Annotated in this window: 10 protein-coding genes; 2 read left to right on the top strand and 8 right to left on the bottom strand. The window is 71.3% G+C overall.

All coding sequences use genetic code 11. The features are described 5' to 3' along the window. Positions 1-163: 163 nt before the first annotated feature. Together ACIRRY_RS26760 and ACIRRY_RS26755 are read right to left on the bottom strand one after the other, a co-directional pair. A complete protein-coding gene (locus ACIRRY_RS26760; protein WP_403977130.1) occupies positions 164-1,180 on the bottom strand; it encodes a DNA polymerase thumb domain-containing protein in 1,017 nt (338 codons plus the stop codon). Beyond that, positions 1,177-4,665 (bottom strand): DNA polymerase III subunit alpha, encoded by a 3,489-nt coding sequence (locus ACIRRY_RS26755; RefSeq protein WP_403977128.1) that lies wholly within the window; start codon positions 4,663-4,665, stop codon positions 1,177-1,179. The genes ACIRRY_RS26760 and ACIRRY_RS26755 overlap by 4 nt, the downstream gene beginning before the upstream one ends. 291 nt (positions 4,666-4,956) lie before the next feature. Here ACIRRY_RS26755 and ACIRRY_RS26750 point away from each other — a divergent pair, with 291 nt between their 5' ends. Together ACIRRY_RS26750 and ACIRRY_RS26745 are read left to right on the top strand one after the other, a co-directional pair. Next, a complete protein-coding gene (locus ACIRRY_RS26750) occupies positions 4,957-6,039 on the top strand; it encodes a DUF3533 domain-containing protein (RefSeq protein ID WP_403977126.1) in 1,083 nt (360 codons plus the stop codon). Continuing rightward, positions 6,036-7,235 carry an AAA family ATPase gene (locus ACIRRY_RS26745; RefSeq protein ID WP_403977124.1) on the top strand — a complete coding sequence of 400 codons (1,200 nt, stop codon included), beginning with the start codon at positions 6,036-6,038 and terminating at the stop codon, positions 7,233-7,235. Before ACIRRY_RS26750 ends, ACIRRY_RS26745 begins: the two co-directional genes overlap by 4 nt. Before the next feature lie 79 nt (positions 7,236-7,314). On the opposite strand, the gene ACIRRY_RS26740 is transcribed toward ACIRRY_RS26745, so the two are convergent. The 6 genes from ACIRRY_RS26740 to ACIRRY_RS26715 all read right to left on the bottom strand — a co-directional run bounded on the left by ACIRRY_RS26740 (position 7,315) and on the right by ACIRRY_RS26715 (position 14,043). After that, the gene (locus tag ACIRRY_RS26740; RefSeq protein ID WP_403977122.1) at positions 7,315-8,397 is read right to left on the bottom strand and encodes a S1 family peptidase; all 1,083 of its coding nucleotides are present in this window, start codon (positions 8,395-8,397) and stop codon (positions 7,315-7,317) included. 230 nt (positions 8,398-8,627) lie between these two features. Further along, a complete protein-coding gene (locus ACIRRY_RS26735) occupies positions 8,628-9,521 on the bottom strand; it encodes a slipin family protein (protein ID WP_403977592.1) in 894 nt (297 codons plus the stop codon). A 155-nt stretch (positions 9,522-9,676) separates the two neighbouring features. Next, positions 9,677-10,573 (bottom strand): S1 family peptidase, encoded by an 897-nt coding sequence (locus tag ACIRRY_RS26730; RefSeq protein WP_403977120.1) that lies wholly within the window; start codon positions 10,571-10,573, stop codon positions 9,677-9,679. Between the two features lie 241 nt (positions 10,574-10,814). Continuing rightward, positions 10,815-11,615 (bottom strand): DUF1684 domain-containing protein, encoded by an 801-nt coding sequence (locus ACIRRY_RS26725; protein WP_403977116.1) that lies wholly within the window; start codon positions 11,613-11,615, stop codon positions 10,815-10,817. Between the two features lie 44 nt (positions 11,616-11,659). Further along, positions 11,660-12,970, bottom strand: a complete 1,311-nt coding sequence (locus ACIRRY_RS26720; RefSeq protein ID WP_403977114.1) for an NtaA/DmoA family FMN-dependent monooxygenase — start codon at positions 12,968-12,970, stop codon at positions 11,660-11,662. Continuing rightward, complete coding sequence (locus ACIRRY_RS26715) at positions 12,967-14,043, bottom strand: LLM class flavin-dependent oxidoreductase (protein ID WP_403977112.1); 1,077 nt, start codon at positions 14,041-14,043, stop codon at positions 12,967-12,969. The genes ACIRRY_RS26720 and ACIRRY_RS26715 overlap by 4 nt, the downstream gene beginning before the upstream one ends. Positions 14,044-14,152: the final 109 nt, after the last annotated feature.

The raw sequence follows: 14,152 nt of genomic DNA, 5'->3' as shown, positions 1-14,152 counted from the left end.
TTCAGAAAGGGATCATTGCCACCCTTTCGTCCCTGACCGGAGCCGACCGTCCGACACGCCACCACGAAGGACGGAAACGGGCCGCCCGCCAGGTCATCACGCGACGACTCCAGGAGCCCGAACCAACAGCCCTGAGCGCAGGGGCGGTTGTCGGCGGCGGAGGTCAGTCGGCCAGCGCGGCCGGGCGTACGGCCTCCGGCCCGAAGCGTCGGCGGGCCCGGTCCGCGGCGGCCTCGACCGCGCGGGCGCGATCGGCGGCGGGATCCATGGAGAGCTGACGGTAGGCACTGCCGGCCGGCCGCAGGCCGTCGGCGCGGAGCACGAAGGCGCGGACGCGGGCGCGTTGCAGTCCCAGGGAGGTCAACAGGCCCAGGGCGGTGGACGCGAGGGCGGGTGAGTGGTCGGTTGATTCCGGCAGGGCGCGGGTGCGCGTGGTGGACGTGGGGGTCCCCCCGCTCGAACGAAGTTGAGAGTGGGGGAGGTCGGCGTAGCGGACCGTGAGGGTGAGGCGGCTCGCGAACTGCCTTTCCCCGCGCAGGCGTTGGCCGATCCGGTCGGCAAGTCCCAGGACGGCCCGGTGGTGTTGGGCCGGGTCCAGACAGTCCCGGCTCAGGGCCAGGTCGGCGGCCATGTGCGCCGCCGGTTCCGCGGGGACGACCGGGCGGGGGTCGTGGCCGCGGGCGCGCTCGGTCAACAGCCGTGCCTGGCCTGCCCCGAGGAGCCGTTGCAGGGTCGCCGGAGGCAGGTCGGTGAGCTGGCCGATGGTGTGCAGACCGTACCGGCGCAGCGTGTCCGCCGTGGCGCGGCCGATCCCGGGCAGCGCGGTGACCGGCCGGGGGTACAGCCAGTCGGCCGCCTCTCCGGTGGGCACGTGGGTGGTGTCCCCCGGCGCGGACGCGTCGGCGGCCATCGCCGCCAGCATGCGGTTGCCCGCGAGCCCGGCGCTGCTGTCGATGTCGTAGAGGGCCTTCAGTCTCATCTTCACCGTCTGGACCGCGTCGTAGGCGGACATGTCGAAGTACCGGAGCGCCGAAGTCAGGTCCACCTGAAGGGCGTTGGGCGGAACGGCCTGGACGTGAGGCGTGAATCCGGACACCAGTTCAACCAGGTCGTCGTACTGAGCCTCGCTCAGCGCGGCATGCAGATGGAAGTGGGCGATGTACCGCCGACGCACGGTCATCCCGCGCTCCCTGGGCTTCGGTGGCCGAACTTCTTCAGGTCGGCCGAGCGGGTGCCGGCGGGCTGGAGGTCGGCGTACGGATGCAGACGGGCGCCGGTGGTGCCGTTGGCCAGGGTGCGGTGCGGCTGGGCGGGGGTCGGATGCGGACGGCTCGCCCCGAGGAGCGCGAGGGCGGCTTCGGGGCCGTTGTCGCGGCGGGCGGCGGCGATCTCGTCCAGGTCCCAGGCCATGGAACCGACGACGGTACGACGGGTGCCCCGCACCTGGACCGTGCCGCGTACCAGCAGCAGTCCGCTGTGGAAGACGGTGTGCGCGCAGGCCGGGTGGGAGTCCTCGAAGAACGCCAGGTCGACCAGGCCCGAGCCGTCCTCCAGGGTGACGAAGATGATCCGCTTGCCGCTCGCGATCGGCGGGGTCTGGGTGGAGGCACGGACCCCGGCGACCAACACCTGCTGACCTGCGCGCAGTTCGGCCAGGTGCGCCGCGTCCGTCGCGCCGATCTCGCGCAGCAGCCGGTGGTGATGCTCCATGAGGTGCTTGGAAACGTCGATGCCAAGGGTGCTCAGCTCGGCGTTGAGTGCTTCACGTCCGGTCATCTCCGGCAGCCCGCTCGGCTCCGCTCCCCCAACGGCGCCTGTGTCCATGGGCAGTTGACCGGCTCCCGCGGTCCGGTTGCGGGACTGCCGGTGCAGCTCGGTGATCTGGAGCAGCAGATCGCGCCGGGTGAGCTGGCCGTCGTGCAGAGAGGTCAACGCGCCGATCTCCGCGAGCCGTTCGGCGACCGGTCTGCTGGGCCGGGCCCGCTGCCAGAAATCGGAGAGCGATCCGTACGGCTGCCCCTCCTCGATCCGCGCGCACTCCTCCTCGCTGATACCGCGCACCCCGGACAGCGCGAGCCGCACGCCCCACTCCTCCTTCTCGGTCATCTCCACGGTGTGCCGCACCCGGGAGCGGTTGATGTCGACGGGCAGCACCGGCACACCCCGGCGCCGGGCGTCGGAGACCAGGACCCGCTTGGGCCACATCCCGGGGTCGTGTTCGAGCAACCCCGCCAGCAGGAACGCCGGATAGTGCGCCTTCAACCAGGCGCTCTGCAACGCCGGTACGGCGAACGCGACCGCGTGGGCACGGCAGAAGCCGTAGGCCCCGAAGGCCTCGACGGTCGCCCAGACCTCGTCCCGGACGGCCGCGCTGTAGCCGCGCGCGCGTGCCAGCTTGTGGAACCAGTCCTTGATGCGGGGCAGTTGGTCCTTGTCGCCGAGGGCCCGCCGGGTGATCTCCGCGAAGGCCCGGTCGCAGCCGGTCAGTACGCGGAGGGTCTCGATGATCTGCTCGTGCCAGATGGTCACGCCGTAGGTGTCGGCGAGCACCGGCTCCAGGTCCCGGTGCGCATACACCGGCGTACCGCCATGACGCGCGGCGATGTACCGCTCGGGCATGCCCCCGGCTACCGGCCCCGGACGGAAGAGGCTGATGTCGGCGATGACGTCCTGCACGTCACGGGGTTGGAGCCGGGACAACAGGTCCTGCTGGCCGGGAGATTCGAGTTGGAACAGACCCAGCGTCTGGCTCTCCTGGATGAGCTTGAACGCGAACACGTCGTCCAGCGGCACCTGTTGGGGGTCGTCGAGCTCGATCCGGTCACCGGTGGTGCGTTCGATCTCGGTGACGGCGTGGGCCATCGCGGACTGCATACGGACGCCGAGGACGTCGAGTTTGATGTTGCCGAGCGCTTCGATCTCCTCCTTCGCGGCCATGGCCATGGGGTAGTCGCCCTGGGGGGTGGGCTGCACGGGCAGTCGGTCCAGGAGGGTCGCGTCGCTGATGACGACTCCGCAGGGGTGCATGGCCATGCCGTGGATCAGGGAGTCGAGGCCTTCGGCGAGTTCCCACAGAGGGCCGAACCGGTGTGCCTCGCCTGCGAGTTGGCGTAGTTCGGGCAGTTCGGCGAGCGCGCTGGTGATGTCGGAGGCGCGCAGGTGCGGAAAGCTCTTGGCGATCCGGTCGACGTCGGCCGGAGCGATACCGAGGGCGAGACCGGTGTCGCGCAGCGCCCTGCGCGCGCGGTAGGTCTCGGGCATCGCGGTGACCGCCACCCGCTCCTTGCCGAAGCGTTCGAAGATCGTGTCGTAGCACTCCAGGCGGCGGGCGGACTCCACGTCGATGTCGATGTCGGGCAGCGATTCGCGGCGGGTGCTCAGGAAGCGTTCGAACAGCAGGCTGTGGTCGAGCGGGTTGGCGGTGGCGATGTCCAGTGCGTGGCAGACCAGTGAACCGGCGCCGGAGCCGCGGGCGGCGACCCGGATGCCCTTGGCCCGGATGTCGGCGACGACCTGTCCGACGGCGAGGAAGTACGCGTCGTAGTTCCAGTGGGAGATGACGGTGAGCTCCTCCTCCAGCCGGTCGCGTGCCGCCCGGTCGCGGTCGAGGCCGCGTCGGACCAGACCGTCCTCGCACTTCCGCCGCAGCAGCCGCGCCGTGCCGCCCGCCTCCGGTCCCGAGCCACCCGACCCCGGCCTCAGCCCCGACTCCGCCCCCACACCGAACAGCGACGGTTCCGGGAAGTGCCGTCTGCCGAGGCCGAGGTCCGCGGGGTCCACGGCGCACGCCTCCGCCGTGTGCGCGGTGTCCGCCAGCAGACGGCGTGCCCGGCGGACGTCCGCTCCGGCGCACTCGGCGATCATCCGTGCCACGACCGTCATCTCCTTCTCGTCCTTGAGCCAGCGCTGCCCACTGTCCAGGCGGCGCCGGTCGATGGGGCGCAGCAGCCGGGCGGCGTCCAGGACGTCGGCGAGGCGGTGCTGGTCGGGGTCGGCGTAGCGGACGGCGTTGGAGAGCACGGCGGTGGTGCGGGTGCGGTCGGCGAGCGCCAGGGTGCGGGCGGCCAGGCGGAGGGAGCCCGGACCTTCGCTGAAACGTTTCTGCGCGACGGCCTCCAAGCGGATCCCCCGCCCGAAGACCTCCTTCCAGGGCGCCAGCAGTTTCATCGCGACGTCCTCCCGGCCCACCGACAGCGCCCGCACCGGCTCCGAGAGCGGCCCGAGCAGGACGGTCAGTCCGGGGCCGCCGTACGTGCGCAGCGCCTCCCACGGCACCACCGGCGCCGTACCGGACAGGGCGCCCTCGTGAGCCGCCGACGTGATGCGGCACAGCCGGGCCCATCCCTCCCGGTTCTGGGCGAGCAGTACGAACCGCAGGGGCGGTTCGATCACATGCGCGCCACCCCGCGCGGGGGTCGGACGCCGCCGACCGGGCGGCGGGGGCGCCAGGGCCTCCACCGCCAGGTCGACGCCGAAGAGCGGCCGGACCCCCTCCTTCTTGCACGCCCGCGCGAACCGGACGATCCCCGTGACCGTGTCCCGGTCGGTGAGCGCGAGCGTCGCCAGGCCCCGTTCGGCCGCCTGCCGGGCGAGCTGCTCGGGGTGGGAGGCGCCGTAGCGGGCGGAGTAACCGGACGCGACGTGCAGATGGGCGAAGCCCGCCATGCCGCACCTCCATCACTCCACCCCTTTTCGGCCATCCGCCCGATATGTTCATCGCACGCCCGTTCGATTACCCTAACCCCATCAGCCCCGGTCAGCGACCTCATTCGAACATGCAAACGATTCTTTGGGGAGGTGCGCGGTGTCCGAAACAGACACCACTCCGTCAGCTCCCCGCCCGGGCCGGGCAGTTGGGGAAAAATCTCTTCCGAGCATCCATTCCGAACAGGTGTACGACATCCGTTCGGCCCCTTACCGCCTGCGCGAACCCCCTGCCGCCGAGACCGTGGGGACATGACAGAGACCCCGGGTGCCGGTACGTCCCGTACGTCCTTCTTCGGGGAGGTGAAGGACGCGGTCAGCCTGCGGGCCACCCTGCTCGTCATCGGTGTGGTCGCTCTTCAGTTGCTCTTCATCGCCTCCTACGTAGGCGCGCTCCACAATCCGAAGCCCAGGGACGTGGCTTTCGGGGTCGTCGCTCCTCAGGTCACGGCCGAGCAGACGGTGGCCCGGCTGAAGCGGTTGCCCGGCTCACCGCTCGACCCGCGCGCGGTGTCCGACGCGGCGACCGCGCGGCAGCAGATCCTGAACCGGGACATCGACGGCGCTCTCGTCATCGACACGCGCGGCATCAAGGACACACTCCTGGTCGCCACCGGCGGTGGCACGGTCCTCGCCACCACCCTGGAGACCATCACCGCCACCCTGGAGCGGACCGAGCAGCGCACGGTCCGGACGGTGGACGTGGCCCCGGCCTCCGCCCAGGACTTCGACGGGCTGTCGTCCTTCTACCTGGTCGTCGGCTGGTGCGTCGGCGGCTATCTCTGCGCGTCGATCCTGGCGATCAGCACCGGCGCCCGGCCCGCCAACCCGCGCCGCGCGGTGATCCGGCTGGTCACCATGGCGCTGGTCGCGATCGCCGGCGGTCTCGGCGGCGCGGTGATCGTCGGGCCGGTCCTGGGCGCGCTGCCGGGGAGCGTGCCGGCCTTCTGGGGGCTCGGCGCGCTGATCACGTTCGCCGTGGGGGCGGCGACCCTCGGGCTGCAGGGTGTCTTCGGGGTCGTGGGCATCGGGCTGGCGATCCTGCTGGTGGTGATCGCGGGCAACCCGAGCGCGGGCGGCGCCTTCCCGCTGCCGCTGCTGCCGCCGTTCTGGAACGCGATCGGGCCCGCGCTGCCGCCGGGCGCCGGGACCTGGGTGGCCCGCTCGATCGCCTACTTCAAGGGCAACGCCGTGACCGGCCCGCTGCTGGTCCTCTCCGCGTGGGCGCTCGCCGGGATCGTGGTCACCCTGCTGGCGGCGACACTGCGCCGAAAGCACGAGCACCTCCTGGACCGACCGGCGTTGTCAGACCCGTCTGCAACCCTGGACGAATGATCAGCACCCTCGCCGTCGAGAACTACCGCTCCCTGCGCCGCCTGATCGTCCCGCTGACCACGCTGAACGTGATCACGGGGGCGAACGGCACGGGCAAGTCGAGCCTCTACCGCGCGCTGCGTCTGCTCGCCGAGTCCGCGCGCGGTGGCGCCGTCGCCGCGCTCGCGCGGGAGGGCGGGCTGCCGTCGGTCCTGTGGGCCGGCCCCGAGAAGATCAGTCGCGCGGTGCGCGAGGGACTGCATCCCGTGCAGGGCACGGCCCGCTCGGGCCCGGTCAGTCTGCGACTGGGCTTCGCGGGCGACGAGTTCGGATACGCGGTCGACTTCGGGCATCCGAGTCCCACCTCGGGGTCGGGCAGCGCGCCGTCGATGTTCAACCTCGACCCGGAGATCAAACGCGAGTCCATCTGGAGCGGCCCCGTACTGCGCCCCGCCTCGGTCCTCTCCGACCGCGCGGGCGCCGCCGTCAAGTTGCGCGGCGCGAGCGGCGGCTGGTCCCGCGCCCACGGCACCCTGCGCCCGTACGACAGCATGCTCGGCGAACTGGCCGACCCCCAGCACGCACCCGACGTCCTCGCGGTACGGGAGTTCATCAGGTCCTGGCGGTTCTACGACCATGTCCGCACCGACGCGGACGCGCCGGCCCGCGCCGACCGGATCGGCACCCGGACACCCGTGCTCAGCGGTGACGGCTCCGATCTGGCCGCCGCCCTGCAGACGATCCGCGAGGTGGGTGACGGCGCGGCGCTGGACGCGGCCGTGGACGCGGCCTTCCCCGGCAGCCGGGTGCACATCGCCGACCTCGGCGGACGCTTCCAACTCGCCCTGCGCCAGCACGGGTTGCTGCGCGCGCTCACCGCCGCCGAGCTGTCGGACGGCACCCTGCGCTATCTCCTGTGGGCGGCGGCGCTGCTGACACCCCGGCCACCGTCGCTGCTGGTGCTGAACGAGCCGGAGACGAGCCTCCACCCGGACCTGATCCCCCCGCTCGCCGAGCTGATCCTCACCGCCGGCAAGCACACCCAGATCATCGTGGTCACCCACGCCAGACCCCTCGCGGACGCCCTCCGGAAGGGCGCGATACGGCATCGTCTCGACGTCAACTCCACAGAGCTGGTGAAGGAGTTCGGGCAGACGACGGTGGCGGGGCGCGAGGGCCCGCTCGACGAACCGCTGTGGTACTGGCCCACGCGCTGAGCGGACCGTACGGACGCGATGACCCCCGCCCCTCGCGCGCGCGGGGCGGGACCTCACCGTCGTACCGCTACTGCTACCGCTAGCCGATCTGCGCCCCGAGCGTCGACAGCGCCTCGGTGACCGGCTGGAAGAAGGTCTCGCCGCCCGAGGTGCAGTCGCCGCTGCCGCCGGAGGTCAGGCCGATCGCCGCGTCGCCGTCGAACAGGGAGCCGCCGCTGTCACCGGGCTCGGCGCAGACGTCGGTCTGGATGAGGCCGTTGACGATGTCGCCGTTGCCGTAGTTCACGGTGGCGTCCAGGCCGGTGACCGTGCCGGTGTGCACCTGGGTCGTCGAGCCGCTGCGGGTCACCTTCTCGCCGACGGTGGCGTCGGCGGCGTGGGTGATGGTCTGCGAGGAGCCGTTGTAGAGGTCGACCGCGCTCGGGTGGGCGGCATCCGAGGTGTACTTGACCAGGCCGAAGTCGTTGTCCGGAAAGCTCGACCGCTCGTTCGTGCCGATCTGGTTGCCACTGGAGTCGGTCCAGGTGGAGATGGCCTCGGTGCAGTGCCCGGCGGTGATGAAGTAGGGCGCGCCGCCCTTGACCACGTTGAAGCCGAGCGAACAGCGGCCGCCCGAGCCGGTGATGGGGTCGCCGCCCGCGATGAAGGGCTTGAACTCCCCCTTGGTGCGCTGGAGTTCGGCCGTGCCGCCGAGTGCGTCGACGACCTGGGTGAGCTTGGTCCACTCGGTGTCGGAGACCGTGCGGTCGGCGGTGACGACGACCTTGTTGGTGGTGGGGTCGGTCGCCCACGAGGTGCCGGGGATGGTCGCGTCCCGCTTGAGGGCCGTACGGGCGCTCGTCAGCTCGGCGAGGGAGTTCTCGACGATTCTCGCCCGGGCGCCGGCCGAACGGACGGTGTGGACGGCGGCTTGGTCGAGCACGTTGACCACGAGGCTCTTGGTCTTCGCGTCGTAGAACGCGCCGGCCGCGTCGGTGCCGAGGTCCTCGCCGAGCGTCGAGGCGAGCTTTCCGGCCGCCAGGGCCGAGAGGGTGTGGGGTGCTGCCGCCCGCGTGGTCTCGCTGGCGTTCGCACTCTGCAAGGTGACTCCCGCGACGACCAGTGCGGCTGTGCCCGCGCCCGCCGCGACCGCCCGTCGCCGGAATATCCGTCGGTGCTTCAACTCGTGTCCTCCTGTGGGGGATCGGCCCGGCAGGTCAGAGGGCCCGGGGGGCCGAAAGGTAGGTTGACGGGCACCCACTCTTCCCAACCGCACAGGGGGCGCACAAGGTCGACTTCAGGTCGCGCGCGGGACACAGCCGCACGCCCTCATTGCTTTGACCGTTCACTGTCACCCCAGGCCGTTCGCACTGCAAACACCGCGTGCGAGCACCGTCCATCAGCCAGTGAGGTCTAGCCCTGTCCTGAATTCGACCCCGCGGACTCCGGATCCGAGTGGGGCTCTGCGGGCGGGAGTTGCTCCTGCACCGGTTGCGGCGCCACGGGGGCAACTGGTGCCACGGGCGCCGCGGGCGCCACGGGTGCGGCCGGGGCCGCGCGCTCCAGGAAGCGCAGCAGCTCGACCGGGAAGGGGAGGACCAGGGTCGAGTTCTTCTCGGCCGCGACCGCCACCACCGTTTGCAGGAGGCGGAGTTGGAGTGCGGCGGGCTGTTCCGACATCTGCTCGGCGGCCTCGGCGAGTTTTTTGGAGGCCTGCAACTCGGCGTCGGCGTTGATGATCCGGGCCCGGCGTTCGCGGTCGGCCTCGGCCTGGCGGGCCATCGAGCGCTTCATCGTCTCGGGCAGGGAGACGTCCTTGATCTCGACGCGGTCGATCTGCACGCCCCAGCCGATGGAGGGGCTGTCGATCATCAACTCCAGGCCCTGGTTGAGCTTTTCGCGGTTGGAGAGGAGGTCGTCGAGGTCGCTCTTGCCGATGATCGACCGCAGCGAGGTCTGCGCCATCTGCGAGACGGCGAACCGGTAGTCCTCCACCTTCACCAACGCGTCCGCCGCGTCGACGACCTTGAAGTAGACGACCGCGTCCACCCGGACCGTCACGTTGTCGCGCGTGATGCCCTCCTGCGCGGGCACCGGCATCGTCACGATCTGCATATTGATCTTGCGGAGCTTGTCCACGAACGGGACGACCATGGTGAACCCGGGTCCGCGCACGTCCGGCCGGAGTCTGCCGAGCCGGAACACCACACCGCGCTCGTACTGTTTGACGACCCGCGCCGCCGCCATCGTGTAGACCACTCCGACGGACGCGAGTGTCACTCCCGCCGTCACCAGCTCCTCGACCATCACGGCCCCCAGGGTCCGACGTGGCGCATCAGGTGCTTGCCCTACCACGACGGTAACCCCGCCCCACGCACAAGAGCGAGCCCCCGCACGCCAGTTGCGTACGGGGGCTCACCCGCTGCCGGCTGCAGTCCGGAGCGGAAGAGATCAGGCGGGCGTCAGCCGACGCTCACGCCGTAGTAGCTCAGCGCCTCGGTGACCGGCTGGAAGAAGGTCGTACCGCCGGAGGTGCAGTTGCCGCTGCCGCCGGAGGTCAGACCGTAGGCCACGGTGCCGGAGTACAGGGGACCGCCGCTGTCGCCGCCCTCGGCGCAGACGGTGGTCTGGATCATCTGGTACACCACGTCGCCGCTGCCGTAGTTGACGGTGGCGTTCAGGGCGGTGACCCGGCCGCTGTGCGTACCGGTGGTGGAGCCGCGCCGGTAGACGGTGGTGCCCACGGAGGGCGTCGCCGCGCTGCTGATCGTCTGGGTGCCGACCGAGCTCGGGTGCGCGGCCGAGCCGGTGTAGCGCACCAGGGCGAAGTCGTTGGTCGGGAAGCTGTAGCTGACGTTGGTACCCAGCACCGTGCTCTGACCGGAGTTGGAGTACCAGGTGGAGGCGACCTCACCGCAGTGACCGGCGGTCAGGAAGTAGTACGTGCTCCCGCTGTGCACGTTGAAGCCCAGCGAGCAGCGGTAGCCACCGCCGTAGATGGCGTCGCCGCCGGTGATCAGCCTCTTGAACTGACCGGCCGTGTGCTTGATGGTGAGCGCGCCTGCGGTGGAGCCCGCCTGCGACTTGATCTTCGCGATCTCGGCCTGGGAGACCGTGCTGTCGACGGTGACGACGACACGGTTCGTCTTGCTGTCGACCGCCCAGGCGGTGCCCGGGATATCGGCCTTGAGCACGGACGAGTTGGCCGCGGAGAGCTGGGTCGCGCTGAACGTCGGAGTGGCGCTCGCGCTCGCGGTGGGGACGGCGAACGCGGCAGCGGCGACGAATCCGGTGGCCACGGCGATCAGCCTGGTCCGTCTCGCGATTCCGCTGCGCGGGGTGGTGCGCTTGATCCTCACGTTTCGTTCCCTCCTAGGGGAATTCGGGGGCCCGCGTGGGGTCGGGGCCCGTGAGGCGCAGTCAGGGTCGGCCGTCCGGTTTTCGAACACGTCGTGCTCCTGACAAGCGCTGTGGGGGAGTATTCGGCCGCCCGGTCGCCGGGCGCAAGGGCGCCTTTCGGCCGTGCGGCCTTCAACTTGCCCACGATCTACGCGAGTTGATCACCCCTGAGCAGTGGTCCACAACCCGGTCCACCGCAGGTCACCGCCCCACCTGCCGAAGGATGCGCTCCCCCGCCTCGATCGCGAGGCCCAGCGTATTCCCGGGCGGCGGGAAAGGGCAGATGAAATGTTCGGCGAACGCGCACGGCGGGAGCACCGCCCGGTTGAAGTCCACCGTTGTGCGCCCCTCGGCATCGGGCGTGGCCGGGTACAGGAACCGGAACCGGTAACTGCCGTCCCCGCTGGTGGAGTCGGCGAACACCGCCCACAACCTGCCGTCGTCCTGCACCGCCACCTGGAGCGTCACGTCCAACCCGTCGAGCCGAAAGGCGAGTTCACCCGCGAGTCCGAGCCCGCGTTCGACCCCGTCCGCCGTACCGACGCGCACGATGCGCCAGGTGTCGCACGGCGTGAAGCGCCCCGGCACCGAGCGGCTCGGATCGTACGGCGTGGCCTCGATGCCCCGGAACGCGCGGCGCGTCGCCGAGTCGGGGTCGTAGTCGCGCACGCACCAGGCGCCCTCGCGGATCAGGACGACCAGCCGGCGCTCGCCGAGGCCGACGCGGGCCGCGCTCACCGGGCCGGTGTCCACACCGAGGCGGATCTCGCCGGTGAAGGGTTTCCCGTCGACGGTCAGTCCCGTGCGCCCGTCCGCCGGCGCGGTGAGGACGACGGCGTCACCGTCGAGGACCCAGGTGCCGGGAATATCAGGGAGTCGACCGTCCGGATGGTCCGCCAGCCAGTGCGTGCCGGTCAGGGCCAGCGGTCCATAGGGGGCCGACACCGTCTCCGTGCGGTGCTCGTGCCACTGCTTCCATGCGCCGGCCGCGTCCGAGGTCATGCCGTCAGCTCCATCATCCTGCGCTCGGTTCTGTCGTCGTGCGGTCACCCCTGCCCGGCCGGGTCGGGGAGCCCGAGGTGTGAGCGCAGGGTCGTGCCCCGGTATTCCGTGCGGAACGCGCCCCGTTCCTGGAGCAGCGGCACCACCCGGTCCACGAACTCGTCGAGACCGCCCGGGGTGAGATGCGGTACGAGGATGAAGCCGTCGGCGGCGTCCTGTCGTACGAACGTCTCCAGCTCGGCGGCGACCGCCTCCGGGGTGCCGATGAAGGACTGCCGGCCGCTCGCCTCGATAACGGTCTGCCGGATGGACAGCCCCTTCTCCCGGGACAGCGCCCGCCATTTCTCGGCCGTCGCGACGGTGTCGCCGTGCCGGTTGCGGCCCTGGGTGAGCGACGCGTCCGGCACCGGGTCCTCGTCGGGGAACGGGCCGTCGGGGTCGTAGGAGGAGAGGTCCGTGCCCCAGATCTGCTCCAGGGCGAGGATCGCGTTCTGCGGGGAGACCTGCTGACGCCGGATCTCGGCGGCCCTCTCCTGCGCCTCGGCGGCCGTGTCGCCGAGGACGACGGTGACGCCGGGCATGATCTTGAGGTCGTCCGCGCTCCGGCCGTACTGGGCGAGGCGGCCCTTCACATCGGCGTAGAAGGCGCGGCCGTCCTCCAGCGTGCCGTGCCGCGTGAAGATGACGTCGGCCGAGCGGGCCGCGAACTCCCGGCCCTCCCCCGAGTCCCCGGCCTGGATGACGACCGGGTGCCCCTGCGGTGCGCGCGGCACGGTGAACTCGCCCGCGATGTCGAAGTGTCGGCCCCGGTGGGCGAAGGGGCGGGAGAGTCCGTCCGGGGTCCAGGAGTCCCACAACTCCCTTGCCACGGCGACGAATTCGGCCGCTCGCGTGTAGCGGTCGGCGCGGTCGAGGTAGCCGCCGCGCCGGAAGTTCTCGCCGGTGAAGGCGTCCGAGGAGGTGACCACGTTCCAGGCCGCCCGGCCACCGCTGAGATGGTCCAACGTGGCGAGTCTGCGGGCGAGTTCGTACGGTTCGTTGAAGGTCGCGTTGACCGTGGCGGCAAGGCCGATCCGCTCGGTGACGGCGGCGAGCGCGTTCAGGACCGTGAGGGACTCCGGCCGGCCCACCACGTCCAAGTCGTGGACACGGCCCTTGTGTTCGCGCAGCCGCAGCCCCTCGGCGAGGAAGAAGAAGTCGAAGAGCCCGCGTTCGGCGGTGCGGGCGAGATGCTCGAAGGAGGAGAAGGCGATCTGCGACCTCGACCGCGGATCGGCCCACACGGTGGTGCTGTTGACGCCCGGGAAGTGCGCCGCCAGATGCATCTGCTTGCGAGCAGGCCTTCGTACGGTCATGACGCTCCCCCGGTCACGGCGTACTGGTTGACGGGCCGGGCCAGGCCCAGATGCTCCCTGAGCGTGCTGCCCGGGTAGAACGTGCGGAACAGGCCCCGGTGTTGGAGCAGCGCGACCGTGCCGTTGACGAGCCGTTCCAGGTCGCGGCGGGGTTCGAGGGGCGTGAGGTGGAAGCCGTCGACGGTACGGTCGCCGTGCCAGCCGACGATCAGTTCGGCGAGGTCGACCGGGCCGCCCCGGTACAGCGGACCGTGCGCGGTCTGCCGGGGGCCGCCCCCGCCGTGGCCCGGTTCGGCCGCGTGCTCGCCGTCGCCGAGGTCGACGACGAGGCTCACCAGGACCCGCAGGCTGTCGGGGTCGCGGCCGAACTTCTCGGCGGACGCCCGCAGTTCGGCCCGTACGGCGCCGGCCTGCGCGGAACTCGCCGCGCGGACGAGGGCCACATCGGCGTACCGGGCGGCCGTCCGCCGGGCCTGGCCCTCGGTGGCGTCGACCACGCGGACCGGGTGGCCCTGCGGCGGTCTCGGCACGATCGAGGGGCCCTTGACCGAGAACCCGGAGCCCTCGAAGTCGACGTAGTGCAGCTTGTCGCGGTCGACGAAGCGGCCGGTGGCCGTGTCCCGGATCTCGGCGTCGTCCTCCCAGCTGTCCCACAACCGGGCCGCCGCCTCGGCGACTTCGCCCGCTTCCTGCCACAGGGCGTCGGCGGGCGCGGCGTGCCGGCGGCCGAAGAGCCGGGCCTCGCCCTCGGTGGTCGACACGTCGATCCGCCAGCCGGCCCGGCCCCGGCTGACCCAGTCGAGGGTCGCGACCGCGGCCTGCACATGGAAGGGCTCGGTGTGCGTGACGGTCACGGTGGGCACCAGGCCGATCCGGTTGGTGACCGGGGCGACGCGGGACAGGACGGAGAGCGCGTCGGGTCCGGGACGCGCGAAGGTGTCGTCGAGCGTCACGAAGTCGAGGCCGCCGCTCTCGGCGAGCCGCGCCAACTCGACGTAGGAGCCGGCGTCGTAGGCCGACCGCTGGTCGACGGCGGCGGCCAGATGCAGGCCCCGGCCGTGCGAGGAGGTCATGGGAGGAAAGCCTTCCTGTCGTTCGGAGCACCTCGGCGAGGGTCAAGTCCTTGCGCCTCGGGGAGGGCCAAGTCCTTGATGAGGCGCGGGACTTCACCGACCTGATCGG

Origin of the sequence: Streptomyces sp. NPDC101776, assembly GCF_044766845.1 — a bacterium.
Taxonomy (GTDB): Bacteria; Actinomycetota; Actinomycetes; order Streptomycetales; family Streptomycetaceae; genus Streptomyces.
This window is presented reverse-complemented; position numbering and strand designations above follow the sequence as displayed.